Source organism: Pseudonocardia endophytica (assembly GCF_004339565.1).
In the GTDB taxonomy this organism is placed as follows: Bacteria; Actinomycetota; Actinomycetes; order Mycobacteriales; family Pseudonocardiaceae; genus Pseudonocardia; species Pseudonocardia endophytica.
Genome location: NZ_SMFZ01000002.1, coordinates 502033 through 529021, shown reverse-complemented (window position 1 = coordinate 529021; position 26989 = coordinate 502033). Strand labels below are relative to the sequence as shown.

Genomic DNA, 26989 nt, shown 5'->3' with positions numbered 1-26989 from the left:
GACCTGGGGCTCGTTGCTCTCGGCCATCACTTACCCGTCTTTCCGACCTTGCGGCGGATCTGCTCGCCGGAGTAACGCACGCCCTTGCCCTTGTACGGGTCCGGGCGGCGCAGCTTGCGGATGTTCGCGGCCGTCTCGCCGACCACCTGCTTGTCGATCCCCTGGACCGAGAACCGGGTGGGCGACTCGACGGCGAACGTGACGCCCTCCGGCGGCTCGATCACGACGGGGTGCGAGAAGCCCAGGGCGAACTCGAGGTTCTGGCCCTTGAGCTGGACGCGGTAGCCGACGCCGTGGATCTCGAGCTTCTTCTCGTAGCCGGCGCTGACGCCGACCACGATGTTGTTCACGAGCGAGCGGGACAGGCCGTGGAAGGCCTTGTTCTCGCGCTCGTCGTCCGGGCGCTTGACCAGCACCGCGCCGTCGTCGTCGCGCTCGACCGTGATCGGCTCGACCACGGTGTGCGACAGGGTGCCCTTCGGGCCCTTCGCGGTGACCGTGCGGCCGTCGATCGTGATCTCGACACCGGACGGGACGGTGACGGGCAGCTTTCCGATGCGTGACATCGTCAGTTCTCCCTTCTCACCAGACGTAGGCGAGGACTTCCCCGCCCACGCCGCTCCGGTAGGCCTGCTGGTCGGTCATCAGACCCTGAGAGGTCGAGATGATCGCGACGCCGAGGCCCCCGAGGACCCGCGGCAGGTTCGTCGACTTCGCGTAGACGCGCAGGCCGGGCTTGGACACCCGGCGGACGCCCGCGAGGCTGCGCTCCCGGTTGCGCCCGTACTTCAGCTCGACGACCAGGGACTTGCCGACCTCGGCGTCCTCGGTGTGGTGCGCGGCGATGTAGCCCTCCTTCTGAAGGACCTCCGCCACGGCGACCTTCAGCTTGGAGTGGGGCATCACGACGCGGTCGTGGTAGGCCGAGTTCGCGTTCCGCAGACGCGTCAACATGTCTGCGATCGGATCGGTCATCGTCATGGTGTGGAGTCTCTTCTCCCGCCGTGGTTCCCCTCGGGGGCCTGCGGCGATAGGAAACGAACCGGCGACCCGGAGGTCACCAGCTGGACTTGCTCACGCCCGGGAGCTCGCCGGCGTGCGCCATGTCGCGCAGGCACACACGGCACAGGCCGAACTTGCGGAACACGGCACGCGGCCGGCCGCACTTCTGGCAGCGCGTGTAGCCCCGCACGGCGAACTTCGGCTTCGAGTTCGCCTTGTTGATCAGCGCCTTCTTCGCCATCCTCAGCTCTCCTTGAAGGGGAAGCCCAGGTGCCGCAGCAGCGCCCGGCCCTCCGCGTTCGTCGTCGCGGTGGTGACGACGGTGATGTCCATGCCGCGCGGCCGGTCGATCGTGTCCGGGTCGATCTCGTGGAACATCGACTGGTCGGAGACGCCGAACGTGTAGTTGCCACGGCCGTCGAACTGGTTGCCCTCGAGCCCGCGGAAGTCGCGGATACGGGGCAGCGCGATCGTCAGCAGCCGGTCCAGGAACTCCCACATCCGGTCGCCGCGCAGCGTCACCTTCGCGCCGATCGGCATGCCCTCGCGGAGCTTGAACTGCGCGATCGACTTGGTCGCGCGGCGCAGCTGCGGCTTCTGGCCGGTGATCGTGGCCAGATCGCGCAGCGCACCGTCGATCAGCTTCGAGTCGCGGGCGGCGTCGCCGACGCCCATGTTCACCACGACCTTGGTCAGGCCGGGGATCTGCATGACGTTCTTGTAGCCGAACTCCTCGCGCATCGCGGGAAGGATGTCCCCGCGGTAGCGCTCCTTGAGCCGCGGGATGGTCTTCTCTGCGGTGGTCATGTCAGAGCTCCTTCCCGTTGCGCTTGGAGATCCGGACGTTGCGGGTCTTGCCGTCCTCGCCCTCGACGGCCTTCTTGCCGATCCGGGTCGGGTTGCCGTCGGAGTCGCAGACCATCACGTTCGAGACGTGGATCGCGGCCTCCTGCGTGACGATCCCGCCGGACTCGGCACCGCGCTGGTTCTGGCTCACCCGGGTGTGCTTCTTGATCCGGTTGACACCCTCGACCAGGACGCGCTGACGCTCCGGGTAGGCCTGGATGACCTTGCCCTTGGCGCCCTTGTCCTTGCCGGCGATCACCAGGACGGTGTCGCCCTTCTTCACCTTCATCTTGACCTTCTGGGCCTTCGACTGGGCCATGACTCAGAGCACCTCCGGTGCGAGGGAGATGATCCGCATGAACTTCCGGTCGCGGAGCTCGCGACCGATCGGTCCGAAGATGCGGGTCCCACGCGGTCCGTTGTCCGGACGGATCAGGACGGCGGCGTTCTCGTCGAACCGGATGTAGCTGCCGTCCGGCCGGCGCTTCTCCTTGCGGGTGCGGACGATGACCGCCTTGACGACGTCACCGCGCTTGACACCCGCACCGGGGATGGCCTCCTTGACCGTGGCGACGATGACGTCACCGATCCCCGCGTAGCGCCGAGCCGAGCCGCCCAGCACCCGGATGCACAGGATCTCCTTGGCACCGGTGTTGTCCGCGACGCGCAGTCGCGACTCCTGCTGGATCACTTCTCGACTCCTACTTGGCCTTCTCGAGGATCTCCGTCAGCCGCCACCGCTTGGTGGCCGACAGCGGACGGGTCTCCATCAACCGGACACGGTCGCCGACACCGGCCGTGTTCTCCTCGTCGTGCGCCTTGACCTTGTTGGTCCGGCGCATGACCTTGCCGTAGAGCGGGTGCTTGACGCGGTCCTCGAGCTCCACGACCACGGTCTTGTCCATCTTGTCGGACACGACCAGGCCCTCTCGGATCTTGCGCTCGCCGCGCTCGCGGCTGTCGGGCTTCTGCCCCTCCGGCTTCACGTGCGCCGTCTGCGGCGCGCTCGCCGCGGTGGCGTCGTCGGCCACGGTGCGCACGTCGGCGCTCGTGCCACTGGTGCTGTCGCTCACGCCGCACCCTCCCCGTCGATCGGGGCGGCCGACAGGCCCAGCTCACGCTCGCGCATGACGGTGTAGACCCGCGCGATGTCGTGGCGGACGGTACGCAGCCGCCGGTTGTTGTCCAGCTGCCCGGTCGCCATCTGGAAGCGGAGGTTGAACAGCTCCTCCTTGGCCTCCCGCACGCGCACCGTGAGCTCCTCGTCGGTCAGCTCACGCAGCTCCGCGGCCTTGGTGCCACCAGCCGCCATCAGATGTCACCACCCTCACGGGTCACGATCCGGCACTTCATCGGCAGCTTGTGGATGGCCCGGCGAAGGGCCTCCTTCGCCGTCGCCTCGTTCGGGAAGCTCATCTCGAACAGGATCCGGCCGGGCTTCACGTTCGTGATCCACTTCTCCGGCGAGCCCTTGCCGGACCCCATGCGGGTCTCGGCGGGCTTCTTCGTCAGCGGACGGTCCGGGAACACGTTGATCCAGACCTTGCCGCCACGACGGATGTGCCGGTTGATCGCGATACGGGCCGACTCGATCTGCCGGTTCGTCACGTAGGCCGGCTCCAGCGCCTGGATCCCGTAGTCACCGAACGACACCCGCGTACCGCCGGTGGACAGGCCACTGCGGTGCGGACGGTGCTGCTTGCGGTGCTTGACCTTGCGGGGGATCAGCATGGCTAGGACTCCCCACCCTCGTTGTTCTGCGGCGACTCCACCGGCGCGGTCGGGTCCTGCGTGGACTCCTGGACCGCCAGGTTGCCGGCGGGCTGGGCGGCGGCGCGGCCGGCCTCGGTGCTGGTCGCGGTCGTGCCGGACGCACCGGAACGACGACGGGCCGGGCGCTCGCGGCGCGGGGCACGGTCCGGAGCGGCGGCGGCCGGGGCGCCCTCGCGGCGGCCGCCGACGACGTCGCCCTTGTAGATCCAGACCTTGACGCCGATCCGGCCGAACGAGGTCCGCGCCTCGAACAGGCCGTAGTCGATGTCCGCGCGCAGCGTGTGCAGCGGCACCCGGCCCTCGCGGTAGAACTCCGACCGCGACATCTCGGCACCGCCCAGACGTCCGGAGCACTGCACCCGGATGCCCTTGACCTGCGGGCTGCGCATGGCCGACTGGATGGCCTTGCGCATCGCACGACGGAACGCGACGCGGTTCGACAGCTGCTCGGCCACGCCCTGCGCGACGAGCTGCGCGTCGGACTCGGAGTTCTTGACCTCGAGGATGTTCAGCTGGACCTGCTTCTTGGTCAGCTTCTCGAGATTGCCCCGGATCCGGTCGGCCTCCGCGCCGCGGCGGCCGATCACGATGCCCGGACGGGCGGTGTGGATGTCCACCCGCACCCGGTCACGGGTCCGCTCGATCTCGACCTTGGAGATGCCGGCCCGCTCCATGCCCTTGGAGAGCATCTTGCGGATCTCGACGTCCTCCTTGACGTACTCCGAGTACTGCTTGTCGGCGTACCAGCGCGACTTCCAGTCCGTGGTGATGCCCAGGCGGAACCCGTGCGGGTTGATCTTCTGCCCCATCAGCGGGCCCTCCCCTTCGCACCACGACGACGGCCACCGGCGTTCTGCGCCGGACGGGACTCGACCTCGATGGTGATGTGGCTCGTCCGCTTGCGGATCCGGTACGCGCGGCCCTGGGCCCGCGGACGGATGCGCTTGAGCGTCGGCCCCTCGTCGACCATCGCCGCGGAGATCACAAGGGTCTCCGGGTCCAGGTCCAGGTTGTTCTCGGCGTTCGCCGCGGCGCTCGCCACGACCTTCGCCACCGGCTCGGCGGCGGCCTGCGGCGAGAACCGCAGGATCGCCAGAGCCTCGTTCACCGGCAGGCCGCGGACGAGGTCCACGACGCGACGGCACTTCATCGGCGCCATCCGGACGAACCGGGCCTTGGCGTGCGCGCGAACGGGCTCGAGCGCGGCGCCGGTGGTCTCGGCTGTGTCAGCCATCTGACTCCACCTCTCCTAGTCGCTACTCGGTCCGCTCTAGCGCCTGCGCGCCTTGCGGTCGTCCTTGATGTGGCCACGGAACGTGCGGGTCGGGGCGAACTCGCCCAGCTTGTGCCCGACCATCGAGTCCGAGACGAACACCGGCACGTGCTTGCGGCCGTCGTGCACCGCGATCGTGTGGCCGATCATGTCCGGGATGATCGTGCTCCGGCGCGACCACGTGCGGATCACGGTCTTCTTGCCCGACTCGTTGAGGGCGTCCACCTTCTTGAGCAGGTGGTCGTCGACGAACGGGCCCTTCTTCAGGCTGCGCGGCATGTCTTACCTCCTGCTCTAGCGCTTCTTGCCGGTGCGACGCCGGCGGACGATCAACTTGTCGGACGGCTTGGTGCGACGGGTCCGGCCCTCCGGCTTGCCCGCGGGGTTGACCGGGTGGCGTCCACCCGAGGTCTTGCCCTCACCACCACCGTGCGGGTGGTCCACCGGGTTCATGACGACACCGCGGACGGTCGGGCGCTTGCCCTTCCACCGCATGCGGCCGGCCTTGCCCCAGTTGATGTTCGAGTGCTCGGAGTTGCCGACCTCGCCGATCGTCGCGCGGCAGCGGACGTCGACGTTGCGGATCTCGCCGGACGGCATCCGGAGCTGGGCGTACGGCCCGTCCTTCGCCACCAGCTGGACTCCGGCACCCGCCGAGCGGGCGATCTTCGCGCCGCCACCGGGGCGGAGCTCGATCGCGTGCACCACGGTGCCCGTCGGGATGTTGCGCAGCGGCAGGTTGTTCCCGACTTTGATGTCGGCCCGCGCGCCGTTCTCCACCCGGTCGCCCTGCTTCAGACGGGCCGGCGCCACGATGTAGCGCTTCTCGCCGTCCACGTAGTGCAGCAGCGCGATCCGCGAGGTGCGGTTCGGGTCGTACTCGATGTGCGCGACCTTGGCCGGCACACCGTCCTTGTCGTACCGCTTGAAGTCGATCAGCCGGTAGGCCCGCTTGTGGCCGCCGCCCTGGTGCCGGGTGGTGATCCGACCGTGCGCGTTGCGACCGCCCTTGTTGTGCAGCGGACGCAGCAGCGACTTCTCCGGGTGGTCCCGGGTGATCTCGGCGAAGTCCGCGACGCTCGAGCCGCGCCGGCCCGACGTCGTCGGCTTGTACTTACGAATGGCCATGGGTCAGCTCGCTCCTCAGCTCGCCGGGCCACCGAAGACGTCGATCGCCTTGCTCTCCTCGGAGAGCGTGACGACCGCGCGCTTGGTGTCCTTGCGCTTGCCGTAGCCGGTGCGGGAGCGCTTGCGCTTGCCGGGGCGGTTCAGCGTGTTGACGCTGGTCACCTTGACCCCGAACACCTTCTCCACGGCGATCTTGATCTGGGTCTTGTTCGCGTCCGGACGGACGAGGAACGTGTACTGCCGCTCGTCGAGCAGGCCGTAGCTCTTCTCCGACACCACCGGCGCGAGCAGGATGTCCCGCGGGTCCGTGAGGTCAGTCGCACTCACTGTCCGGCCTCCTTCTCACGACGCGGCCGCCGGCCGTCCTTCGGGTTGGCGATCGGGCCGGCCAGGAACTCCTCGAGCGCCGTCTGCGTGAACACGACGACGTCGTTGATCAGCACGTCGTGCGTGTTGAGCTGGTCCGGCGCGATGAGGTGGACCTCGGGCAGGTTCCGCAGCGACAGCAGCGACGTCGTGGCGTCGCGCTCGACGACGGCCAGCACGCGGGTGCCCGTGCCCTCGGTGACCGCCTCGACGGCCTGGCGCGCGGCCTTCGTCGACGGGGTCTCGCCGGAGACGAGCTCGGAGACGACCCGCACCCGGCCCGCGCGGGCCCGGTCGGACAGCGCACCGCGCAGCGCGGCGGCCTTCATCTTCTTCGGCGTCTTCTGCGAGTAGTCCCGCGGCGTCGGGCCGTGCACGGTGCCACCGCCGGTGAACTGCGGCGCACGCACCGAGCCCTGGCGGGCGCGGCCGGTGCCCTTCTGGCGGTACGGCTTCTTGCCGCCGCCCCGGGTCTCGCCGCGGCCCTTGGTGTCGTGCGTGCCCTGGCGGGCGGCGTTCAACTGCGCCGTCACGACCTGGTGCATCAGCGCGATGTTCGCCGTCGTGTCGAAGACGTGCTCCGGCAGCTCGACGCTGCCGTTCGTCTTCCCGTCCGGCGTCTGGACGTCCACGTTGGTCACTTGCCATCACCCTTCGCGGGGGTCTTCACGACGACGACCCCGTTGCGCGGTCCCGGGACGGCGCCCCGGACCAGCAGCAGCCCGCGCTCCGCGTCCACGCGGACGACCTTCAGGTTCTGCGTGGTCTGGCGGTTCTGACCCATCCGGCCTGCCATCTTCTGGCCGCGGAACACGCGACCCGGGGTGGCGCAGCCGCCGATCGAGCCCGGCGAGCGGTGCTTGCGCTGGACACCGTGCCCGGCACCCAGACCGTGGAACCCGTGGCGCTTCATGACACCGGCGGTGCCCTTGCCCTTGGTCGTACCGACGACGTCGACCTCTGCGCCCTCGGAGAACACCTCGACGGTGACCTCCTGGCCCAGCTCGTACTCGGCGGCGTCCCCGGTGCGGAACTCCAGCAGGTGCCGGCGCGGCGTGACGCCCGCCTTGGCGAAGTGGCCGGTCTCCGGCTTGTTCACCTTGCGGGGGTCGATCGCGCCGTGGGCCAGCTGGATCGCGGAGTAGCCGTCCTTGTCCTCGGACCGGACCTGCGTCACCACGTTCGGCGTCACCTGGATCACGGTCACCGGGACGATCCGGTTGTTCTCGTCGAACAACTGGGTCATGCCGAGCTTCGTGCCGAGCAGACCGTGGATGTTCTTGACCTGGTAGGTCTTCTGCGTAGTCATCGTGTCACCCACCGCCTACTGGATGTTCACGTCGACGCTGGCCGGGAGGTCGATGCGCATGAGCGCGTCCACCGTCTTCGGCGTCGGGTCGAGGATGTCGATCAGCCGCTTGTGCGTGCGCATCTCGAAGTGCTCGCGCGAGTCCTTGTACTTGTGCGGCGAGCGGATGACGCAGTACACGTTCTTCTCGGTCGGCAGCGGCACCGGCCCGACGACCCTGGCACCGGTACGCGTCACGGTCTCCACGATCTTGCGAGCAGACGCGTCGATTGCCTCGTGGTCATAGGCCTTGAGCCTGATGCGGATCTTCTGTCCCGCCATGGTCGTCGGTCGTCCTCTTCTTCCTGCCGCTCACGTTCGCGGTGTTCGCCTCGCGGCGTCCCGCGCCGGCCCCGGCCCTCGGGGGACCGTCGGGCGGCTGCGGCCCACGCGCTCTGTTCACAAGTTCGCCGGCGCGGACCCCGCTTCGAGCAGGGAACCCGCCGAGGCTCTCCGGTCCACGAGGTCGGGCGTGTCGCGCCTTGACCTCACATGTGTGCCCGGGTCACCGCTGCCCACCCGGGGTGGGCTGTCCGATCACTGGCTGACGACGGACGCGGCGCGTGGAGCCCTGTCCCCGCCTTCTCGCGGGGAGACGCATCCACGCGCCACACCCATCGTGCAACCCGTCAAGGATGCCACACCCGTGTGTGGCCACCTCGACCGGGGGGTGACCTGTGGGCGGACGCTCTCGCGCCCGCCCACCGGATCACTTGTTGATCTTCGTGACCTGTCCGGCGCCGACGGTCCGGCCACCCTCGCGGATGGCGAACTGCAGACCCTCCTCCATGGCGATCGGCTGGATCAGCTGAACGCTCATGGCGGTGTTGTCGCCGGGCATGACCATCTCGGTGCCGCTGGGCAGGGTCACCACGCCCGTCACGTCCGTCGTGCGGAAGTAGAACTGCGGACGGTAGTTGTTGAAGAACGGCGTGTGCCGGCCGCCCTCGTCCTTGCCCAGGATGTAGACCTGGCCCTCGAACTCCGTGTGCGGCGTGATCGAGCCGGGCTTGACCACGACCTGGCCGCGCTCGACGTCGTCGCGCTTGATGCCGCGGAGCAGGAGGCCGACGTTCTCACCGGCACGACCCTCGTCGAGGATCTTGCGGAACATCTCGACACCGGTGACCGTGGTCTGGGTGCCCTTCGGACGGATGCCGACGATGTCGACCGTCTCGTTGACCTTCACGACACCGCGCTCGACGCGGCCGGTGACGACCGTCCCGCGACCGGTGATCGTGAAGACATCCTCGACGGGCATCAGGAACGGCTTCTCGATGTCGCGCTCCGGCTCCGGGATCGCCTCGTCGACGGCGTCCATGAGCTGGAGGATGTTCTCCGCCCACTTCTCGTCGCCCTCGAGCGCCTTGAGCGCCGAGACGCGCACGATCGGGAGGTCGTCGCCCGGGTAGTCCTGCGAGCTCAGCAGCTCGCGGACCTCCATCTCGACGAGCTCCATGATCTCCTCGTCGTCGACCATGTCGGCCTTGTTCAGCGCGACGACGATGTAGGGCACGCCGACCTGACGGGCGAGCAGCACGTGCTCACGCGTCTGGGGCATCGGGCCGTCGGTCGCCGCGACCACCAGGATGGCGCCGTCCATCTGCGCCGCACCGGTGATCATGTTCTTGATGTAGTCGGCGTGACCGGGGCAGTCCACGTGGGCGTAGTGCCGCTTCTCGGTCTGGTACTCGACGTGCGCGATGGAGATCGTGATACCGCGCTGGCGCTCTTCCGGCGCCTTGTCGATCATGTCGAACGCCGACGCCTCGTTGAGGGTCGGGAACTTGTCGTGCAGAACCTTCGTGATGGCCGCCGTCAGCGTGGTCTTGCCGTGGTCGATGTGACCGATGGTGCCGATGTTGACGTGCGGCTTGGTCCGCTCGAACTTCGCCTTCGCCACTGCAGGGTCCTCCTGGACTGAGTTCTGATCTTGTCCGCCGTGCTGACGGCAGGTCTGTGGGGGGTGGTGCGGGCCGCGGACCCTACCGGGCCGCGGCTCGCACCCTGCGAGCAGTCGGTACTACTCGCCCGTCGCCTTCGCGATGATCTCCTTCGCCACCGAGGCCGGAACCTCGGCGTAGGAGTCGAAGACCATCGTGTAGTTGGCCCGGCCCTGGGTCCGCGACCGGAGGTCGCCGACGTAGCCGAACATCTCCGAGAGCGGGACCTGCGCCTTCACGACGCGGGCGCCCGCCCGCTCCTCCATGGCCTGGACCTGGCCGCGGCGGGAGTTCAGGTCACCGATCACGTCGCCCATGTAGTCCTCGGGCGTCATGACCTCGACGGCCATCATGGGCTCGAGGATGGCCGGGTCCGCCTTGCGGGCCGCCTCCTTGAACACCATCGAACCGGCGACCTTGAACGCCATCTCGGACGAGTCGACCTCGTGGTACTGGCCGTCCAGAAGGGTGCACTTGACACCCACCACCGGGTAGCCGGCGAGGATGCCGTACTGCATGGCGTCCTGGACACCGGCGTCCACCGACGGGATGTACTCCCGCGGGATGCGGCCACCGGTGACCTTGTTCTCGAACTCGTACAGCGCACCGTCGCCGGTGGTGAGCGGCTCGAGGTTGATGATGACCCGGGCGAACTGCCCCGAACCACCGGTCTGCTTCTTGTGCGTGTACTCGTACTTCTCCACCGGCCTGCGGATGGTCTCCCGGTAGGCGACCTGCGGCTTGCCGATGTTGGCCTCGACCTTGAAGTCGCTCTTCATCCGGTTGACCAGCACCTCGAGGTGCAGCTCGCCCATGCCGGCGAGGATGGTCTGCCCGGTCTCCTCGTCCAGGGACACCTGGAACGTGGGGTCCTCCTCGGCGAGCCGCTGGATCGCCGTGGAGAGCTTCTCCTGGTCCGCCTTCGTCTTCGGCTCGACGGCGACCTGGATCACCGGCTCCGGGAACGTCATCGACTCGAGCACGATCGGCGACTGCGGGTCGCAGAGCGTCTCGCCCGTCGTGGTGTCCTTCATGCCGACGATGGCGTAGATGTGCCCGGCCATGGCCTCGTCGACCGGGTTCTCCTTGTTGGAGTGCATCTGGAAGATCTTCCCGATGCGCTCCTTGCGGTCCTTCGTGGAGTTCAGGACCTGGGAGCCCGACGCGACGCGTCCGGAGTAGACCCGGATGTAGGTCAGCTTGCCGTAGAACGGGTGCGCGGCGATCTTGAACGCCAGTGCGGAGAACGGCTCGTCCTTCGCGGGCTTCCGGCTCGCCGGGGTCTCGCCGTCGGTGAGGAAGCCCTCGACCGGCGGGAGGTCGTACGGCGACGGCAGGTAGTCGATCACCGCGTCCAGCATCGGCTGGACACCCTTGTTCTTGAACGCCGAGCCGCAGAGCACCGGGTAGGCGATCCGGTCGGTGACGATCTTGCGGATGCCGAGCTTGATCTCCTCGACGGTCGGCTCCTCGCCGCCCAGGTACCGCTCCATGATGTCGTCGTCGGTCTCGGCGACGGCCTCGACGAGCTTCTCCCGCCACTCGGCGACCACGTCGGCCATGTCGGCCGGGATCTCCTCGACGGCGTAGTCCTCGCCCTTGGCCACCTCGCCGCGCCACGTGAGCGCGCGCATGCCGACCAGGTCGACGACGCCGATGAAGTCGCTCTCCGACCCGATCGGCAGCTGGATCGGGAGCGGACGGGCGTTCAGCCGGTCCTGGATGGTGCGCACGGTGAAGTAGAAGTCCGCACCGAGCTTGTCCATCTTGTTGACGAAGCAGATCCGCGGGACGTCGTACTTGGTGGCCTGCCGCCAGACCTGCTCGGACTGCGGCTCGACCCCCTCCTTGCCGTCGAAGACCGCGACCGCGCCGTCGAGCACACGCAGGTTGCGCTCCACCTCGACCGTGAAGTCGACGTGACCGGGCGTGTCGATGATGTTGATCTGGTGGTCTTTCCAGAAGCAGGTCGTCGCGGCGGACGTGATCGTGATGCCGCGCTTCTGCTCCTCCTCCATCCAGTCCATCGTGGCCGCGCCGTCGTGGACCTCACCGATCTTGTAGTTGATCCCGGTGTAGTACAGGATCCGCTCGGTGGTGGTGGTCTTACCGGCGTCGATGTGGGCCATGATGCCGATGTTGCGGACCTTGGTGAGGTCCGTCAGCACTTCCTGTGCTGCCACTGCTCAGCTCTCCCTCGAGGGTTTGGCGCCCGACGGTCGGCCGGTCACCAGCGGTAGTGGGCGAAGGCGCGGTTCGACTCCGCCATCTTGTGCATGTCCTCGCGCCGCTTGACGCTGGCGCCGAGGCCGTTGCTCGCGTCGAGCAGCTCGTTCATCAGCCGCTCGACCATGGTCTTCTCGCGGCGCTGGCCGGAGTAGGTGACCAGCCAGCGCAGGCCAAGGGTGGTCTGCCGCACGGCGCGGACCTCGACCGGGACCTGGTAGGTCGCGCCACCGACACGGCGGCTGCGGACCTCGAGGGCCGGCTTCACGTTGTCCAGCGCGCGCTTGAGCGTGACGACCGGGTCGGTTCCGGTCTTGTCCCGCGTGCCCTCCAGGGCGGCGTAGACGATGCGCTCGGCGAGCGAACGCTTGCCGTCCTTGAGCACCTTGTTGACCAGCTGGGTGACCAGCGGCGACCCGAAGACCGGGTCGTTCACCAGCGGACGCTTCGGCGCCGGGCCCTTGCGCGGCATCAGACACTCTCCTCGTTCGTCGCCTTGGCGGGCTCGCTGGCGCTCGCCGGCGCCGGGGCAGCGTTTGGGCGCGGCATCAGCTCTTCTCCTTCTTCGCGCCGTAGCGGCTGCGGGACTGCTTGCGGTTCTTCACGCCCTGCGTGTCCAGCGAGCCCCGGATGACCTTGTAGCGGACGCCCGGCAGGTCCTTCACTCGGCCACCGCGCACGAGCACGATCGAGTGCTCCTGCAGGTTGTGGCCCTCACCGGGGATGTAGGCCGTGACCTCGATGCCGCTCGACAGCTTGACGCGGGCGACCTTCCGCAGTGCCGAGTTCGGCTTCTTCGGCGTGGTCGTGTAGACGCGTGTGCAGACCCCGCGGCGCTGGGGGCTGCCCTTCAGTGCGGCGGTCTTGGTCTTGGCGACCTTGTCCTCGCGGCCCTTGCGGACCAGCTGCTGGATCGTGGGCATGAACCGTCTACTTCTTCCCGTCGACGTGGCTCGACTGTCTCGCTGTCGTGGTTCGTGTGGGCTCCGGGCGCCGGTCCGTGGACCGTCGCACCGAGACCCGAGGTCGGGCGTGTCGCCTCCGTCGCGCACCCGGGCCGAGGCCGGCGGGGACTGACGGGACGTCTCCCCGGTACCCGCTGCGGCCCACCCGGGACCGGCGTCGTCGTCGACACCGGACAGAGCCGGGCGCCACGGGCACACGGAGCGGCCCGACCGAGGTCGAGCGCAAGACAACAGCGTACTCGGCCCGCTCGACGAGGGTCAAAACGGGTCCGGCATCGGCTGACGCTGTCCGCGCGAGCCTGCCCGAGGAGTGCGCTGCAGGCAAGGCGACTCACCCGCTCGTCGCACAACGCCGTCCGCTCGTCGTGCATTCCCCGCAGGTCAGCGGGGACCTCCGGGGCGGGTCCGGATACGGTCCGGTGTGCATCTTCCCCTCGCGGCCAACCGCTTCCTGACCTCGGCCGTCGTCGCGCCCTTGCTGTCGCCCACGCTGCCGGTGACGGTGCGGCGTCGGCTGCTCGACGTGACCGGTGCCGTGCTCCCGCTCCCCCGCGGCGTCCGCAGGGCCTCGGGCTCGCTGGGCGGTGTCCCGGCCGAGGTCGTGTCCGGCGTCGGCGCGCCCGGTCCGCACCGGGTGCTGTACCTGCACGGCGGCGGCTACCTCGTCGGATCGCCGGCGTCACATCGCGCGCTGCTCGCCGGCCTGAGCCGCGCCACCGGAACTCCGGTGCACGCCCTGGACTACCGGCTCGCGCCGGAGCACCCGTACCCCGCGGCCGTCGACGACGCGCTGGCGGCGTTCCGCGCGCTCCGGGCGGCCGGGCACCCGGCGCGCTCGATCGCGGTGGCGGGCGATTCCGCCGGCGGTGGGCTGGCGATGGCGCTCGTCCTGCGTCTGCGCGCCGCGGGCGAGGAACTCCCCGGCTCGGTCGGGCTGATCTCCCCGTGGCTGGATCTGGACTGCGTCTCGCCGGTGCTCACCCGCAACGCCGCCACCGACGCGATGCTCGACCCGTCGTGGCTCCCGCAGGCGGCCCGCGACTACCGCGGCGCCACCGGTGCGACGGCCCCCGAACTGTGCCCCCTGGACGCGGACCTGACCGGCCTCCCGCCCCTGCACGTCGTGGCCGGGTCGGACGAGGTCCTCGTCGACGACGCCGACCGTCTCGTCGAGCGCGCCGGAACCGCCGGGACGACGGTCACCTACCACCGTGCCGACGGCATGTGGCACGCCTTCCCGGTCCTGGCGGGCACCCTGCGCGAGGCCGACCGCGCCCTCGATGAGCTCGGCGCCCACCTCCGCGCCGACTGCTCCGCCTGACCCGCCGAGATGCGGTCCACCGGCCCATGGAGATCGACAGGCCCTTCTCAGCCGCATCTCGACGGGTAGTGGCTGAGCCGGCCGGTGGCCGTCGTCGGTCGCCCGCCGGACGTCCCGCGTCCCGATCCTCGCTGAGATGCAGTCCACGGGGCCGTAAAGATCGGTAGGGCCCGCTCAGCTGCATCTCGGTAGTGGCCCGAGCCGGCCGGTGGCCATCGTCGGTCGTGCGCCGCACGTCCGCGCACAATCCGCACCGAGATGCGGTCCAGCGGGCCGCGGAGATCGTCAAACCCCGCCCAGCCGCATCTCGGCGGGTGGGCCTAAGCCGCCCTGGTCCGCCAGCGGTCACGCGCCGGACCCACCCGCGCCCGAGCGACGCCGAAATGCGGTCCAGCGGGGCTCGATGATCGTCACGGCCCGCCCAGCCGCATCTCGATGGGTAGTTGGCCCCAACGTCCGCCAGCGGTCTGCGCCGGGGCCGTCCCGCGCCCGCCCCGCGCCGAGATGCGGTCCAGCGGGCCGCGGAGATCGTCAAACCCCGCCCAGCCGCATCTCGGCGGGTGAGCGGCGGGCCGGTTCGCGATCGGGACCGGTTGCGGGCGAACGGGTCCGGTGCGGGCGGCCGAGCCGCACCATCCCGGTCATGACGGTTCCCGGGTGGCCCGAGGTGTTCCGCGGGACGGCCGCGGTGGCCGCCGGCCTGGTCACCGCGGACCGGTTGCGAGGCCCCGGGTTCTACCGGCTGCTACCCGATACGTACGCCCCGGCCGGTGAACCACCGGACCTCCGGCTGCGATCGCTCGCCGCGTACCACTGGGCCGGCCCCGGTGCCGTGCTCGGCGGCTACTCGTCCGCCGAGCTCCTGGGCCGGTCGTGCGCGCCGTGGCACGCCCCGGCCGAGGTGGTCGGGGCGGGCCTGCGGTCGGGAGCCCGGTCCCGGGCCGGGGTGATCGTGCGGCGGGACACCCTCCGTCCCGACGAGATCGTCGAGCTCGACGGCGTGCGCATCACCGGCCGCCTGCGCACCGCGTTCGACCTCGCCCGGCTGCTCCCGCCGACCGAGGCGATCGTCGCCGTCGACGCCCTGGCCCGCGGCCAGTTCGACCCTGCGCTGCTGCTCGACTTCGCCGTCCGCCGCCCGGGGCTGCGCGGCGTCCGCCGGGTGATCGACACCCTGCCCTGGGTCGATGCCCGGTCTGGATCACCGACGGAGACCCGGCTCCGCCTGATCCTCGTCCGGGGTGGGCTCCCGCGGCCGGTGGCCCAGCACCCCGTCGTCGACGACCGCAGGCGCATCCTCTGGCTCGACCTCGCCTATCCCGAGCAACGGCTCGGCGTCGAGTACGACGGCGGCGACCACTTCGCCACACCCGAGGCGGCCCGGGCGGACGCACGGCGCCACACACGGCTCGTCGCTGCGGGCTGGCGGGTGCTGCGCTACACGTCCGACGACATGCGGAATGCGCCGGGCCGGATCGTCGCCGAGGTCCGCGGCGCGCTCGAGCGATCACATCCGCGCCGAGATGCGGCTGAGCGGGCCGCGACGATCATCGAAGCCCGCTGAACCGCATCTCGGCGGGATTCGAAACGCGAACGGGGCCGGGCACCTCCACGGGAGAGAGGTGTCCGGCCCCGTTCGGGACCCTTCGGTCGGCCCGGCCCCTGCCGTCGCAGGGGCGGGCCGGTGCGCCTACCTCAGCGGTAGTCGCGCCCGAAATCGTAGTCGTCCAGCGGCACCGCGGCACCGGTGCCCGTGCCGAACACGTCGGGGCTGTAATAGCCGTCGTCGTAGCTCGGCAGCGCGTAGGCGGCCGCACGGGCCTCCTCGGTCGGCTGGACCGTGATGTTGCGGTACCGGTTGATGCCGGTACCCGCCGGGATCAGCTTGCCGATGATCACGTTCTCCTTGAGCCCGACGAGCTTGTCGCGCTTTCCGTTGATCGCGGCATCGGTGAGGATCCGGGTGGTCTCCTGGAACGACGCCGCGGACAGCCACGACTCCGTCGCCAGCGAGGCCTTCGTGATCCCCATGAGCACCGGACGGCCGGAGGCCGGCTCGTTGCCCTCGGAGACGACCCGGCGGTTCTCCGACTCGAACTCGCCCCGCTCGGCCAGTGCGCCGGGCAGGAACTCGGTGGCACCCGAGTCGATGATCGTGACCCGGCGCAGCATCTGCCGGACGATCACCTCGATGTGCTTGTCGTGGATGTCCACGCTCTGCGTGCGGTACACCTTCTGCACCTCACGCACGAGGTGCAGCTGCACCTCACGCGGGCCCATGACACGCAGCACCTCGTGCGGGTCGGCCGTGCCCTCGAGCAGCAGCTGCCCGACGTGCACGTGGTCGCCGTCCGCCAGCGGGCGCTCGACGCCGTCGGCCTGGGTCATCCCGAGCCACTGCCGCTTGGACAGCTTGTCGTAGACGATCTCCTCGGCGCCGTCGTCCGGGATCAGCGTGATCTTCCAGAAGCGGTCGCCGTCCTCGATGCGGATCCGGCCGTCGACGTCGGCGATCGGCGCCTTGCCGCGCGGGACACGGGCCTCGAACAGCTCCGTGACACGCGGCAGACCGGTCGTGATGTCGTCCCCGGCCACACCACCGACGTGGAACGTACGCATCGTCAGCTGCGTGCCCGGCTCACCGATGGACTGCGCGGCCACGATGCCGACGGCCTCGCCGACGTCCACCAGCTTGCCGGTGGCCATCGAGCGGCCGTAGCAGAACCCGCAGATCCCGGTCGCCGACGCGCAGGTCAGCGCGCTGCGCACGCGGATCTGCCGGACGCCGGCCTCGACCAGCGCGTCCAGGGCGGGGTCGCCCAGGTCGTCGCCCTTGCCGACGATCACCGTGCCGTCGGGCGCGGTGACCTCCTCGGCCGAGGACCGTGCGTACACCGAGGTGCGCAGGTAGCGGTGCGGGATGAGCCGGCCGTCGCTGGTCTCCTCGGTGACCGGCATGGTCACGGCGCGCTCGGTGCCGCAGTCCACCTCGCGGACGATGACGTCCTGCGACACGTCGACCAGACGACGGGTCAGGTACCCCGAGTCGGCGGTCCGCAGCGCGGTGTCCGCCAGGCCCTTCCGGGTGCCGTGCGTGGAGATGAAGTACTCCAGCACGGACAGGCCCTCGCGGAAGTTCGACTTGATCGGCCGCGGGATGTACTCGCCCTTGGGGTTCGCCACCAGGCCCTTCATGCCCGCCAGCTGGCGGACCTGGGCCATGTTGCCGGCGGCACCGGACTGGACGATCGTCGGGATCGGGTTGTCCTGGGGGAAGTTCTCCTCCATGGACCGCGCGACCTCTTCCGAGGCCTGCGTCCAGATCTTGACCATCTCGTCGTTGCGCTCCTGGTGCGACAGGGCACCACGCTGGTAGCGCTTGTTGATCTGGTCGGCCTTCTGCTCGTACGAGTCGAGGATCTCCTGCTTGTTCGGGGGAACCACGACGTCGTCGATCGCCAGCGTCACGCCGGAGCGCGTCGCCCAGAAGAACCCGGCGTCCTTGAGCCGGTCCAGCACCTGCGCGACCTCGGTCATCGAGTACCGCTCGGCCAGGTCGTTGATGATCGCGGCCTGGCGCTTCTTCGGCAGCGGCTCGTTGACGAACGGGTAGTCCGCGGGCAGGAGCTCGTTGAACAGCACCCGGCCGAGCGTCGTGTCGGCCTTCCAGACGCCGTCCTCGCCGACCTCGGAACCCGCCGTCGGGGCGACCCCCGTCAGCCGGATCTTGATCGGCGCCTGCAGGTGCAGCACCTTCCGGTCGTACGCCATGATCGCCTCGGCGGACGAGCCGTAGTACTTGCCCGCGCCGAAGGCCTCGTCGCGCTGCCGGGTCAGGTGGAACAGACCCGTCACCATGTCCAGGCGGGGCATGGCCAGCGGCCGGCCGGACGCCGGGGACAGGATGTTGTTCGACGACAGCATCAGGACCCGGGCCTCGGACTGCGCCTCGGCGGACAGCGGCAGGTGGACCGCCATCTGGTCACCGTCGAAGTCCGCGTTGAACGCCTCGCAGACCAGCGGGTGCAGCTGGATCGCCTTGCCCTCCACCAGCTGCGGCTCGAAGGCCTGGATGCCGAGTCGGTGCAGCGTCGGCGCGCGGTTCAGCAGGACGGGGTGCTCGGAGATGACCTCCTCGAGCACGTCCCACACCTGCGAGCGGCCGCGCTCGACCATCCGCTTGGCCGACTTGATGTTCTGCGCGTGGTTGAGGTCCACCAGGCGCTTCATCACGAACGGCTTGAACAGCTCCAGCGCCATCTGCTTCGGCAGACCGCACTGGTGCAGCTTCAGCTGCGGGCCGACGACGATGACCGAACGACCCGAGTAGTCGACGCGCTTGCCGAGCAGGTTCTGGCGGAACCGGCCCTGCTTGCCCTTGAGCAGGTCGGACAGCGACTTCAGCGGACGGTTGCCCGGCCCGGTGACCGGACGTCCGCGGCGGCCGTTGTCGAACAGCGCGTCGACGGCCTCCTGCAGCATCCGCTTCTCGTTGTTGACGATGATCTCGGGCGCGCCGAGGTCGATCAGCCGCTTGAGCCGGTTGTTCCGGTTGATCACGCGGCGGTACAGGTCGTTCAGGTCGCTCGTGGCGAACCGGCCGCCGTCGAGCTGCACCATCGGGCGCAGGTCCGGCGGGATGACCGGCACGCAGTCGAGCACCATGCCCATCGGCGAGTTGCCGGTGGACTGGAACGCCGCGACGACCTTGAGCCGCTTGAGCGCGCGCAGCTTCTTCTGGCCCTTGCCGCTGCGGATGACCTCGCGCAGCTTCTCGGCCTCGGCCTCGATGTCGAAGTTCTCCAGCAGCTTCTGGATCGCCTCGGCACCCATGGCGCCGGTGAAGTAGTCGCCGTAGCGGTCGTACAGCTCGCGGTAGATCGACTCGTCGGCGATCAGCTGCTGGACGTCCAGCTTGGTGAACGTCGACCAGATCTCGTCGAGCCGGTCCAGCTCGCGCTGGGCACGGTCGCGGAGCTGGCGCATCTCGCGCTCGCCGCCGTCCTTGACCTTGCGCCGCACGTCGCCCTTGGCGCCCTCGGCCTCGAGCTCGGCCAGGTCGGCCTCGAGCTTCTGGGCGCGGGCCTCCAGGTCGGAGTCGCGGGTCTGCTCGACCCGCTTGCGCTCCATGGCCATCTCGTTCTCGAGCGTGGACATGTCGTTGTGGCGCAGCTCGGTGTTCACCGAGGTGATGACGTACGCGGCGAAGTAGATGATCTTCTCGAGATCCTTCGGCGCCAGGTCGAGCAGGTAGCCGAGCCGGCTCGGCACACCCTTGAAGTACCAGATGTGCGTGACCGGCGCGGCCAGCTCGATGTGGCCCATCCGCTCACGACGCACCTTGGCGCGCGTGACCTCCACGCCGCAGCGCTCGCAGATGATGCCCTTGAACCGGACGCGCTTGTACTTGCCGCAGTAGCACTCCCAGTCCCGGGTCGGACCGAAGATCTTCTCGCAGAAGAGTCCGTCCTTCTCGGGCTTGAGGGTGCGGTAGTTGATCGTCTCGGGCTTCTTGACCTCGCCGTGCGACCACTGGCGGATGCCCTCGGCGGTGGCCAGGCCGATTCGCAGTTCGTCGAAGAAGTTGACGTCGAGCACGTATGTCCTCTGTTTCTTCGTTAGCTAGAAGGCGGAAGGAGGCGGACTCGTATCAGTTGACGACGTCGTCGACGGTCATCGACTCGGCGCCGGGGCGGCTGGACAGGTTGATGCCCAGGTTCGCCGCGGCCCGCTCGAGGTCCTCGTCGTCGGAGTCGCGCATCTCGATCGCCGCACCGTCGCTGGAGAGCACCTCGACGTTCAGGCAGAGCGACTGAAGCTCCTTCAGCAGCACCTTGAACGACTCGGGGATCCCCGGCTCCGGGATGTTCTCGCCCTTGACGATCGCCTCGTAGACCTTCACGCGGCCCACGACGTCGTCGGACTTGATCGTCAGCAGCTCCTGCAGCGTGTACGCCGCGCCGTAGGCCTGCATCGCCCAGCACTCCATCTCACCGAAGCGCTGGCCACCGAACTGCGCCTTACCGCCCAGCGGCTGCTGGGTGATCATCGAGTACGGGCCGGTGGACCGGGCGTGGATCTTGTCGTCGACCAGGTGGGCCAGCTTCAGGATGTACATGTAGCCGACCGCGACCGGGAACGGGTACGGCTCGCCGGAGCGGCCGTCCAACAGGTTCGCCTTGCCGTCCGGGCCGACCATCCGGTCGCCGTCGCGGTTCGGGCGGGTCGACGCCAGCAGCCCGGTGATCTCGTTCTGCCGGGCACCGTCGAAGACCGGCGTGGCCGTCTTCGTGTCCGACGGCACCGAGTAGAGCTCCTCCGGCATCTTGGCCGCCCACTCGGGCTCGCCCTCGATCTCCCAGCCGGACTTGGCGATCCACCCGAGGTGGGTCTCCAGGATCTGGCCGATGTTCATCCGTCGCGGCACACCGTGCGTGTTCAGGATGATGTCGATCGGCGTGCCGTCCTCGAGGAACGGCATGTCCTCCGCGGGGAGGATCTTGCCGATGACGCCCTTGTTGCCGTGCCGGCCGGCGAGCTTGTCACCGTCGGAGATCTTGCGCTTCTGCGCCACGTACACCCGGACCAGCTCGTTCACGCCGGGAGCCAGCTCGTCCTCGTCGTCCCGGGAGAAGACCCGGATGCCGATGACCTTGCCGTTCTCGCCGTGCGGGACCTTGAGCGACGTGTCGCGGACCTCGCGCGCCTTCTCACCGAAGATCGCGCGCAGCAGCCGCTCCTCCGGCGTCAGCTCGGTCTCGCCCTTCGGCGTCACCTTGCCGACCAGGATGTCGCCGGGCTGGACCTCGGCGCCGATCCGGATGATGCCGCGCTCGTCCAGGTCGGCCAGCACGTCCTCGGAGACGTTCGGGATGTCCCGGGTGATCTCCTCGGCGCCCAGCTTGGTGTCCCGGGCGTCGATCTCGTGCTCCTCGATGTGGATCGACGTCAGCACGTCGTCCTGCACCAGGCGCTGCGAGAGGATGATCGCGTCCTCGTAGTTGTGGCCCTCCCACGGCATGATCGCCACGAGCAGGTTCTTGCCGAGGGCCATCTCGCCGTCCTCGGTGCACGGCCCGTCGGCGAGCACCTGGCCCACCTCGACCCGGTCGCCCTCGTCGACGATCGGCTTCTGGTTGTTGCAGGTGCCCTGGTTGGACCGGCGGAACTTGTTCAGACGGTAGGTCTGACGCTGCCCCTCGTCGTCCATCACCGTGATGTAGTCGGCGCACAGCTCCTCGACCACACCAGCCTGCTCGGCCACCACGACGTCACCGGCGTCGACGGCGGCGCGCAGCTCCATGCCCGTGCCGACCAGCGGCGACTCGCTGCGCAGCAGCGGCACCGACTGGCGCTGCATGTTCGCGCCCATCAGCGCGCGGTTCGCGTCGTCGTGCTCGAGGAACGGGATCAGCGCCGTCGCGACCGACACCATCTGGCGCGGCGAGACGTCGATGTACTCGACGCCCTGCGGCGTGATCAGGTCGACCTCGCCGCCCTTCCGGCGGACCAGGACGCGGTCCTCCTGGAAGGAGCCGTCGGCGTTCAGCGGCGCGTTCGCCTGCGCGACGACGTACCGGTCCTCCTCGTCGGCGGTCAGGTAGTCGATCTGCTCGGTGACCACACCGTCGGTGACCTTGCGGTACGGCGTCTCGATGAAGCCGAACGGGTTCACCCGCGCGAAGCTCGAGAGCGAGCCGATCAGGCCGATGTTCGGGCCCTCCGGCGTCTCGATCGGGCACATCCGACCGTAGTGCGACGGGTGCACGTCGCGGACCTCCATGCCCGCGCGCTCCCGGGACAGACCGCCCGGGCCGAGCGCGGACAGGCGGCGCTTGTGCGTCAGCCCGGCCAGCGGGTTGTGCTGGTCCATGAACTGGGACAGCTGCGAGGTGCCGAAGAACTCCCGGATCGCGGCCGTGATCGGCCGGGTGTTGATCAGGGTCTGCGGGGTGATCGCCTCGACGTCCTGCGTGGTCATCCGCTCGCGGACGACCCGCTCGGTGCGGGACAGACCGACCCGGACCTGGTTCTGGATCAGCTCGCCGACGGTGCGCAGGCGCCGGTTGCCGAAGTGGTCGATGTCGTCGGTCTCGACCGGGATCTCGGAACCGTCCGTCGAGGTCATCTCGGTCTCGCCGGCGTGCAGGCGGACCAGGTACTCGATGGTGGTGGCGATGTCCTCCTCGGTCAGCGTGCCGACCGAGTTGTCCACGCCGAGGCCGAGCTTCTTGTTGGCCTTGTAGCGCCCGACCTTCGCCATGTCGTAGCGCTTGTCCTTGAAGAACAGGTTCTCCAGGAGGGCCTGCGCGCTCTCGCGGGTCGGCGGCTCGCCGGGGCGGAGCTTGCGGTAGATGTCGAGCAGCGCCTCGTCCTGGCCTGCGGTGTGGTCCTTCTCGAGGGTCGTCATGACCGTCTCGGAGAAACCGAACCGCTCCGCGATCTGCTCGTTCGTCCAGCCGAGCGCCTTCAGCAGCACGGTGACCGGCTGGCGGCGCTTGCGGTCGATCCGGACGCCGACGGTGTCGCGCTTGTCCACGTCGAACTCGAGCCACGCGCCGCGGCTCGGGATGATCTTGACCGAGTAGACGTCCTTCTCGGTCGTCTTGTCGATCGCGTGGTCGAAGTAGACACCGGGCGAGCGCACGAGCTGCGACACGACGACGCGCTCGGTGCCGTTGATGATGAACGTGCCCTTGTCGGTCATCACCGGGAACTCGCCCATGAAGACCGTCTGGGACTTGATCTCGCCGGTGGTGTTGTTCGTGAACTCCGCCGTGACGAACAGCGGGGCGCCGTACGTCATGTCCTTGTCCCGGCACTCCTCGACGGAGGCCTTGACCTCGTCGAAGCGCGGGTCGGAGAACGACAGCGACATGGAGCCGGAGAAGTCCTCGATCGGCGAGATCTCGGTGAGGATCTCCTCGAGACCGCTGACCGGGAGCTCGTCGCCGGCGTCGATGCGGCGCTGGAACCAGGCCTCGCTGCCGACGAGCCACTCGTAGGACTGGATCTGCAGGTCCAGGAGATCCGGGACCTCCAGCGGCTCCGCGATCTTCGCGAAGCTGACGCGGGTCGGTGCACCGGGGTAGTTCGGGTTCGCCGAAGCGGGAACGGTCGAGGTGGTCGCGGCGGCGCGGGAGACAGCCAAGATGCGTCCTTCCGAGAACTGCGCTTCTCGTCTGGCGTACGCCTGGACCGAGCGCTACCGTCTCCCCGATCACGAGGTCCTGGCACCCCGGATCGGACGGCAACGCCGGGCCACGAGCACGCCGTCTGTTGTCGTGCGCGGCCCACGACGAGATCCCGCGTGCACCACCCACGACGACGCTCAGGCGGCCGGATCAGCCGGCGGGATTCGTGGTGTGCACGCGCGACCTGGACGCAGGCAGCGCAAAGAAGAAGTCTAGCTGCTCAGAACGCAGCTGTCGAGACAGGTCGCCGATTCCACCATCAAGGCAACCATCGAGACCTAAGAGTGACCTGCCTGACGCACCGAGTCAAGCCTCTACGCGTCGATAAGTGGTTATCCCAGCGGGACGACCGGCGGAAATTTCGCTCGCGCTCCGGGCGTGGCGTCCCTCACCGACCGTGCGCCCGCCCGTCGACGAGCACCGAGCCTACCCGCGTACGGACCCCACGCCCGTCCTTGACACCCCGTGACGGCCGCAACAACGATCGGGTCGCCGATCCACACCGTCGCGGATCAAGGAGTCGTACATGTCCGACGCAGCAGGTGCCACCAAGGGTGGCCCCGTGAACCCGATCGTGATCCGCTGATGGCCGGCTACGCGGACCGTCCGTGGCTGCCTCGCTACGACGACGACCTGCCGCACGACATCACCCCGGACACCGACGACGCGCTCGCCATGGTCGCGGCCACGATCGCCGCGAACCCGGACGGCGACGCGATCCGCTACGTGGACTCCGCGATCACCTGGCGGGAGCTCGACGAGCTGTCCGACGCGTTCGCGTCCGGACTGTTGGCGGACGGGCTGTCGTCCGGTGACCGGGTCGCGATGTACCTGCAGAACGTGCCGTGGTTCGTGATCGGCATGGTCGGCATCTGGAAGGCTGGCGGGATCGCCGTCTCGATCAACCCGATGAACCGCGAGCGGGAGCTGAACGAGCTGCTCACCGACTCCGGCGCGTCGGTGCTGGTCTGCCTGGAGACGCTCTACCGTGACGTGGCCGCGTCCGTGGTCGGCGGCACCGCCGTGACGCGCGTGTTCACCTGCTCGGAGCTGGAGTTCCAGACCGGCAACGACCCGCGCCTGTTCCCGAACCAGGAGCGGATCAGGGGCGAGGGCACGACCGACCTGGCCGCGTTCTGCGAGGAGCACCGCGGGCAGAAGCCGCCTGCCGTGTCCTACACCCGCGACGACATCGCGTTCCTGACCTACACCTCGGGCACCACCGGGCCGCCCAAGGGCGCGATGAACACGCACGGGAACGTCACCTTCAACTCGTTCGCCTACCGCGAGTGGTGTCACGTCTCCTCCGACGACGTGGTCCTCGGCGTCGCACCGCTGTTCCACATCACCGGGCTGATCGCGCACATCACGCTGTCGCTGTGCACCGGCGCCCCGCTGGTGCTGTTCCACCGGTTCGAGCCGTCGGCGGCGATCGAGATCATCGAGCGGCACCGCCCGACGTTCACCGTCGGCGCGATCACCGTGTTCATCGCGCTGATGAACGCGCCGAACGCCTCCGAGGGCTCGTGCGAGTCGCTGACCAAGATCTGGTCGGGTGGCGCGCCCATCCCGCCGTCGACGGTGAAGGCGTTCCAGTCCACGTTCGGCCGCTACATCCACAACATCTACGGGCTGACCGAGACCACCTCGCCGAGCCACGGCGTGCCACCGGGCGGCGACGCGCCCGTCGACGAGGCGTCCGGTGCGCTCTCGGTCGGCGTCCCGATCTTCAACACGGTCGTCCAGATACTCGACGACGACGGCAAGGAGCTCCCGGCGGGCGAGGTCGGCGAGATCGTGACGACCGGGCCGCAGGTCGTGAAGGGCTACTGGAACAAGGCCGAGGAGACGGCGAACGCGCTGCCGGGCGGGTCGCTGCACACCGGCGACGTCGGCTACATGGACGACCGCGGCTGGTTCTACATCGTCGACCGCAAGAAGGACCAGATCAACGCGGGCGGGTACAAGGTCTGGCCGCGCGAGGTGGAGGACATCCTCTACGAGCACGAGGCGGTGCGGGAGGCCGCCGTCGTCGGCGTCCCCGACGAGTACCGGGGAGAGACGGTGAAGGCGTTCGTCTCGCTGAAGTCCGGCACGACGGTGGACCCGGACGAGCTGATCGCGTTCACGAAGGAGCGGATGGCCGCCTACAAGTACCCGCGCCAGGTGGAGATCCTGGACGAGGTGCCGAAGACGGTGACGGGCAAGGTGCTGCGCAGGGAGCTCCGCGACCGGTAGCCCGTCGCCACCCGGCCCGGCGCGGCTCCCCGAGACGCGAACGAGGGGCACCTTCGAGCAATGTCATTGCTCGAAGGTGCCCCTCGTTGCGGGTGGAGCTCAGGTCACTTGACGGAGACCTTCGCGCCGGCCTCCTCGAGCTTGGCCTTGGCGGCCTCGGCGGCGTCCTTGGCGACACCCTCGAGCAGCGGCTTCGGCGCGGCCTCGACGAGGTCCTTCGCCTCCTTCAGGCCCAGGCCCGAGACGACCTCGCGGACGACCTTGATGACCTGGATCTTCTTGTCGCCGGCGCCCTCGAGGATGACGTCGAACTCGTCCTTCTCCTCCTCGGCGGCCGGGGCCTCGCCACCGGCGGCGGGGGCACCCGCGGCCGCGACGGCGACCGGGGCGGCGGCGGTGACGTCGAACGTCTCCTCGAACTTCTTCACGAACTCCGACAGCTCGATGAGCGTGAGCTCCTTGAACGCGTCGAGCAGCTCGTCGGTGGACAGCTTCGCCATCGTGGCGGTCCTTTCTCTCACAAAGACGGGGTGTGGCTGGTGGTCAGCCGGTGTACCGGTGGTCAGGCCTCGGTCGCGGCCTCGGCGGGGGCATCGGCCTCCGCGTCGGCGGCGGGGGCCTCAGCGGCGTCGGACGACTCCTCGGCCGGGGCGGCCTCGGCCGCCGGGGCTTCGCCGGCCTCGGCCTTCTTGTCGGCCAGTGCCTGGGCCAGACGCGCGACCTGCGAGGCGGGCGCGGCGAACAGACCGGCCGCCTTGGAGAGGTTCGCCTTCATGGCGCCGGCGAGCTTGGCCAGCAGGACCTCGCGCGACTCCAGCTCGGCGAGCTGCTCGACCTCGGCGGAGGACAGGGCGCGCCCGTCCATGTATCCGCCCTTGATCGACAGACCCGGGTTGTCCTTGGCGAACTTCTTGATCGCCTTGGCCGCGTCGACGGGCTCGCCCTTGATGAACGCGATGGCCGTCGGGCCGGCGAGCAGGTCGTCGAGACCCTGCACTCCTGCGTCCTCGGCGGCGCGCTTGACCAGGGTGTTCTTCGCGACGCGGAAGCTCGCGTCCTCGCCCAGGTCCCGGCGCAGCTGAGTCAGCTTCGCGACGGAGAGACCGCGGTACTCGGTGACCACCGATGCGGACGCATCCCGGAACCGGTTGGCGATCTCGTCGACCGCCGCGACCTTGTCGGGTGGGGCCATCCCTGCCTCCTCTCGGGTGGTGTGGTGCGGTGCGGTCCACCGCTCTCGGGACCCCGGAGACGACGAACGCCCCGTGCGCAGTCGGCACGGGGCGTCACGGGTGCGGGTGCAGAGAAGCACCCGGGGGTTGGCCTCGTCCTCCTGCGCGGGTCGCCCGTCGGAACGGGACCTTCG

At 69.2% G+C, this 26989-nt stretch carries 28 protein-coding genes; 3 read left to right on the top strand and 25 right to left on the bottom strand.

Annotated elements, in window-relative coordinates; all coding sequences use genetic code 11:
* Window positions 1–26: 26 nt before the first annotated feature.
* From rplF to rpsL, 21 genes are all read right to left on the bottom strand, one after another.
* Window positions 27–566 carry a 50S ribosomal protein L6 gene (gene rplF / locus EV378_RS21370; protein WP_132429021.1) on the bottom strand — a complete coding sequence of 180 codons (540 nt, stop codon included), beginning with the start codon at window positions 564–566 and terminating at the stop codon, window positions 27–29.
* Window positions 567–582: 16 nt separating this feature from the next.
* Window positions 583–981, bottom strand: coding sequence for a 30S ribosomal protein S8 (gene rpsH, locus EV378_RS21365; RefSeq protein ID WP_132429019.1), 399 nt, complete (start codon window positions 979–981; stop codon window positions 583–585).
* A 76-nt stretch (window positions 982–1057) separates the two neighbouring features.
* Window positions 1058–1243, bottom strand: coding sequence for a type Z 30S ribosomal protein S14 (locus EV378_RS21360; RefSeq protein ID WP_132429017.1), 186 nt, complete (start codon window positions 1241–1243; stop codon window positions 1058–1060).
* 2 nt (window positions 1244–1245) lie between these two features.
* Entirely contained in the window at window positions 1246–1809 is a 564-nt protein-coding gene (gene rplE / locus EV378_RS21355) for a 50S ribosomal protein L5 (protein WP_132429015.1), read from the bottom strand.
* A 1-nt stretch (window position 1810) separates the two neighbouring features.
* Window positions 1811–2137 carry a 50S ribosomal protein L24 gene (gene rplX, locus EV378_RS21350; protein ID WP_132432484.1) on the bottom strand — a complete coding sequence of 109 codons (327 nt, stop codon included), beginning with the start codon at window positions 2135–2137 and terminating at the stop codon, window positions 1811–1813.
* 33 nt (window positions 2138–2170) lie between these two features.
* Window positions 2171–2539 carry a 50S ribosomal protein L14 gene (gene rplN / locus EV378_RS21345; RefSeq protein ID WP_132429013.1) on the bottom strand — a complete coding sequence of 123 codons (369 nt, stop codon included), beginning with the start codon at window positions 2537–2539 and terminating at the stop codon, window positions 2171–2173.
* Between the two features lie 10 nt (window positions 2540–2549).
* Complete coding sequence (rpsQ, locus tag EV378_RS21340) at window positions 2550–2834, bottom strand: 30S ribosomal protein S17 (RefSeq protein ID WP_132432482.1); 285 nt, start codon at window positions 2832–2834, stop codon at window positions 2550–2552.
* 83 nt (window positions 2835–2917) lie between these two features.
* Window positions 2918–3160 carry a 50S ribosomal protein L29 gene (rpmC, locus tag EV378_RS21335; protein WP_132429011.1) on the bottom strand — a complete coding sequence of 81 codons (243 nt, stop codon included), beginning with the start codon at window positions 3158–3160 and terminating at the stop codon, window positions 2918–2920.
* On the bottom strand, window positions 3160–3579 hold the full coding sequence (gene rplP, locus EV378_RS21330) for a 50S ribosomal protein L16 (protein WP_132429009.1): 420 nt from the start codon (window positions 3577–3579) through the stop codon (window positions 3160–3162). Before rplP ends, rpmC begins: the two co-directional genes overlap by 1 nt.
* 2 nt (window positions 3580–3581) lie before the next feature.
* The gene (gene rpsC / locus EV378_RS21325; RefSeq protein ID WP_243653685.1) at window positions 3582–4430 is read right to left on the bottom strand and encodes a 30S ribosomal protein S3; all 849 of its coding nucleotides are present in this window, start codon (window positions 4428–4430) and stop codon (window positions 3582–3584) included.
* Window positions 4430–4855 (bottom strand): 50S ribosomal protein L22, encoded by a 426-nt coding sequence (rplV, locus tag EV378_RS21320; protein ID WP_132429007.1) that lies wholly within the window; start codon window positions 4853–4855, stop codon window positions 4430–4432. The genes rpsC and rplV overlap by 1 nt, the downstream gene beginning before the upstream one ends.
* A gap of 36 nt (window positions 4856–4891) precedes the next feature.
* Window positions 4892–5173 (bottom strand): 30S ribosomal protein S19, encoded by a 282-nt coding sequence (gene rpsS, locus EV378_RS21315; RefSeq protein ID WP_020622935.1) that lies wholly within the window; start codon window positions 5171–5173, stop codon window positions 4892–4894.
* Between the two features lie 15 nt (window positions 5174–5188).
* Entirely contained in the window at window positions 5189–6022 is an 834-nt protein-coding gene (gene rplB, locus EV378_RS21310; protein ID WP_132429005.1) for a 50S ribosomal protein L2, read from the bottom strand.
* Between the two features lie 15 nt (window positions 6023–6037).
* Entirely contained in the window at window positions 6038–6349 is a 312-nt protein-coding gene (gene rplW / locus EV378_RS21305; RefSeq protein ID WP_132429003.1) for a 50S ribosomal protein L23, read from the bottom strand.
* Window positions 6346–7029: a 50S ribosomal protein L4 gene (gene rplD / locus EV378_RS21300; RefSeq protein ID WP_132429001.1), complete on the bottom strand. Its 684-nt coding sequence runs from the start codon at window positions 7027–7029 to the stop codon at window positions 6346–6348. The genes rplW and rplD overlap by 4 nt, the downstream gene beginning before the upstream one ends.
* Window positions 7026–7697 carry a 50S ribosomal protein L3 gene (rplC, locus tag EV378_RS21295; RefSeq protein WP_132428999.1) on the bottom strand — a complete coding sequence of 224 codons (672 nt, stop codon included), beginning with the start codon at window positions 7695–7697 and terminating at the stop codon, window positions 7026–7028. Before rplC ends, rplD begins: the two co-directional genes overlap by 4 nt.
* Window positions 7698–7712: 15 nt before the next feature.
* Window positions 7713–8018, bottom strand: a complete 306-nt coding sequence (gene rpsJ, locus EV378_RS21290) for a 30S ribosomal protein S10 (RefSeq protein WP_003938093.1) — start codon at window positions 8016–8018, stop codon at window positions 7713–7715.
* A gap of 427 nt (window positions 8019–8445) precedes the next feature.
* Window positions 8446–9639 carry an elongation factor Tu gene (gene tuf, locus EV378_RS21285; RefSeq protein WP_132428997.1) on the bottom strand — a complete coding sequence of 398 codons (1194 nt, stop codon included), beginning with the start codon at window positions 9637–9639 and terminating at the stop codon, window positions 8446–8448.
* A 120-nt stretch (window positions 9640–9759) separates the two neighbouring features.
* Entirely contained in the window at window positions 9760–11862 is a 2103-nt protein-coding gene (gene fusA, locus EV378_RS21280; protein ID WP_132428995.1) for an elongation factor G, read from the bottom strand.
* 44 nt (window positions 11863–11906) lie between these two features.
* Entirely contained in the window at window positions 11907–12377 is a 471-nt protein-coding gene (rpsG, locus tag EV378_RS21275) for a 30S ribosomal protein S7 (RefSeq protein WP_132428993.1), read from the bottom strand.
* A 76-nt stretch (window positions 12378–12453) separates the two neighbouring features.
* Entirely contained in the window at window positions 12454–12828 is a 375-nt protein-coding gene (gene rpsL / locus EV378_RS21270; protein WP_037046087.1) for a 30S ribosomal protein S12, read from the bottom strand.
* Between the two features lie 463 nt (window positions 12829–13291).
* Between rpsL and EV378_RS21265 the strand changes: the two genes are divergently transcribed.
* Complete coding sequence (locus tag EV378_RS21265) at window positions 13292–14191, top strand: alpha/beta hydrolase (protein ID WP_165922410.1); 900 nt, start codon at window positions 13292–13294, stop codon at window positions 14189–14191.
* Window positions 14192–14834: 643 nt separating this feature from the next.
* Window positions 14835–15755: a DUF559 domain-containing protein gene (locus EV378_RS21260; RefSeq protein WP_132428989.1), complete on the top strand. Its 921-nt coding sequence runs from the start codon at window positions 14835–14837 to the stop codon at window positions 15753–15755.
* A 131-nt stretch (window positions 15756–15886) separates the two neighbouring features.
* Here EV378_RS21260 and EV378_RS21255 read toward each other — a convergent pair whose 3' ends face one another.
* Window positions 15887–19789 carry a DNA-directed RNA polymerase subunit beta' gene (locus tag EV378_RS21255; RefSeq protein WP_132428987.1) on the bottom strand — a complete coding sequence of 1301 codons (3903 nt, stop codon included), beginning with the start codon at window positions 19787–19789 and terminating at the stop codon, window positions 15887–15889.
* 52 nt (window positions 19790–19841) lie between these two features.
* Window positions 19842–23342, bottom strand: a complete 3501-nt coding sequence (rpoB, locus tag EV378_RS21250) for a DNA-directed RNA polymerase subunit beta (protein WP_132428985.1) — start codon at window positions 23340–23342, stop codon at window positions 19842–19844.
* Between the two features lie 628 nt (window positions 23343–23970).
* Between rpoB and EV378_RS21245 the strand changes: the two genes are divergently transcribed.
* Complete coding sequence (locus EV378_RS21245; protein ID WP_132428983.1) at window positions 23971–25623, top strand: class I adenylate-forming enzyme family protein; 1653 nt, start codon at window positions 23971–23973, stop codon at window positions 25621–25623.
* 104 nt (window positions 25624–25727) lie between these two features.
* Here EV378_RS21245 and rplL read toward each other — a convergent pair whose 3' ends face one another.
* Window positions 25728–26123: a 50S ribosomal protein L7/L12 gene (rplL, locus tag EV378_RS21240; protein WP_132428981.1), complete on the bottom strand. Its 396-nt coding sequence runs from the start codon at window positions 26121–26123 to the stop codon at window positions 25728–25730.
* 62 nt (window positions 26124–26185) lie between these two features.
* Window positions 26186–26815, bottom strand: a complete 630-nt coding sequence (gene rplJ, locus EV378_RS21235; RefSeq protein ID WP_132428979.1) for a 50S ribosomal protein L10 — start codon at window positions 26813–26815, stop codon at window positions 26186–26188.
* Between the last annotated feature and the right edge of the window lie 174 nt (window positions 26816–26989).

What these genes read in the sequence shown, in the direction of transcription:
- rplF (WP_132429021.1), bottom strand. Translation starts at nt 566, where the DNA reads ATGTCACGCATCGGAAAGCTGCCCGTCACCGTCCCGTCCGGTGTCGAG.
- rpsH (WP_132429019.1), bottom strand. Translation starts at nt 981, where the DNA reads ATGACGATGACCGATCCGATCGCAGACATGTTGACGCGTCTGCGGAAC.
- EV378_RS21360 (WP_132429017.1), bottom strand. Translation starts at nt 1,243, where the DNA reads ATGGCGAAGAAGGCGCTGATCAACAAGGCGAACTCGAAGCCGAAGTTC.
- rplE (WP_132429015.1), bottom strand. Translation starts at nt 1,809, where the DNA reads ATGACCACCGCAGAGAAGACCATCCCGCGGCTCAAGGAGCGCTACCGC.
- rplX (WP_132432484.1), bottom strand. Translation starts at nt 2,137, where the DNA reads ATGAAGGTGAAGAAGGGCGACACCGTCCTGGTGATCGCCGGCAAGGAC.
- rpmC (WP_132429011.1), bottom strand. Translation starts at nt 3,160, where the DNA reads ATGGCGGCTGGTGGCACCAAGGCCGCGGAGCTGCGTGAGCTGACCGAC.
- rplP (WP_132429009.1), bottom strand. Translation starts at nt 3,579, where the DNA reads ATGCTGATCCCCCGCAAGGTCAAGCACCGCAAGCAGCACCGTCCGCAC.
- rpsC (WP_243653685.1), bottom strand. Translation starts at nt 4,430, where the DNA reads ATGGGGCAGAAGATCAACCCGCACGGGTTCCGCCTGGGCATCACCACG.
- rplV (WP_132429007.1), bottom strand. Translation starts at nt 4,855, where the DNA reads ATGGCTGACACAGCCGAGACCACCGGCGCCGCGCTCGAGCCCGTTCGC.
- rpsS (WP_020622935.1), bottom strand. Translation starts at nt 5,173, where the DNA reads ATGCCGCGCAGCCTGAAGAAGGGCCCGTTCGTCGACGACCACCTGCTC.
- rplB (WP_132429005.1), bottom strand. Translation starts at nt 6,022, where the DNA reads ATGGCCATTCGTAAGTACAAGCCGACGACGTCGGGCCGGCGCGGCTCG.
- rplC (WP_132428999.1), bottom strand. Translation starts at nt 7,697, where the DNA reads ATGACTACGCAGAAGACCTACCAGGTCAAGAACATCCACGGTCTGCTC.
- rpsJ (WP_003938093.1), bottom strand. Translation starts at nt 8,018, where the DNA reads ATGGCGGGACAGAAGATCCGCATCAGGCTCAAGGCCTATGACCACGAG.
- rpsG (WP_132428993.1), bottom strand. Translation starts at nt 12,377, where the DNA reads ATGCCGCGCAAGGGCCCGGCGCCGAAGCGTCCGCTGGTGAACGACCCG.
- rpsL (WP_037046087.1), bottom strand. Translation starts at nt 12,828, where the DNA reads ATGCCCACGATCCAGCAGCTGGTCCGCAAGGGCCGCGAGGACAAGGTC.
- EV378_RS21260 (WP_132428989.1), top strand. Translation starts at nt 14,835, where the DNA reads ATGACGGTTCCCGGGTGGCCCGAGGTGTTCCGCGGGACGGCCGCGGTG.
- EV378_RS21245 (WP_132428983.1), top strand. Translation starts at nt 23,971, where the DNA reads ATGGCCGGCTACGCGGACCGTCCGTGGCTGCCTCGCTACGACGACGAC.
- rplL (WP_132428981.1), bottom strand. Translation starts at nt 26,123, where the DNA reads ATGGCGAAGCTGTCCACCGACGAGCTGCTCGACGCGTTCAAGGAGCTC.
- rplJ (WP_132428979.1), bottom strand. Translation starts at nt 26,815, where the DNA reads ATGGCCCCACCCGACAAGGTCGCGGCGGTCGACGAGATCGCCAACCGG.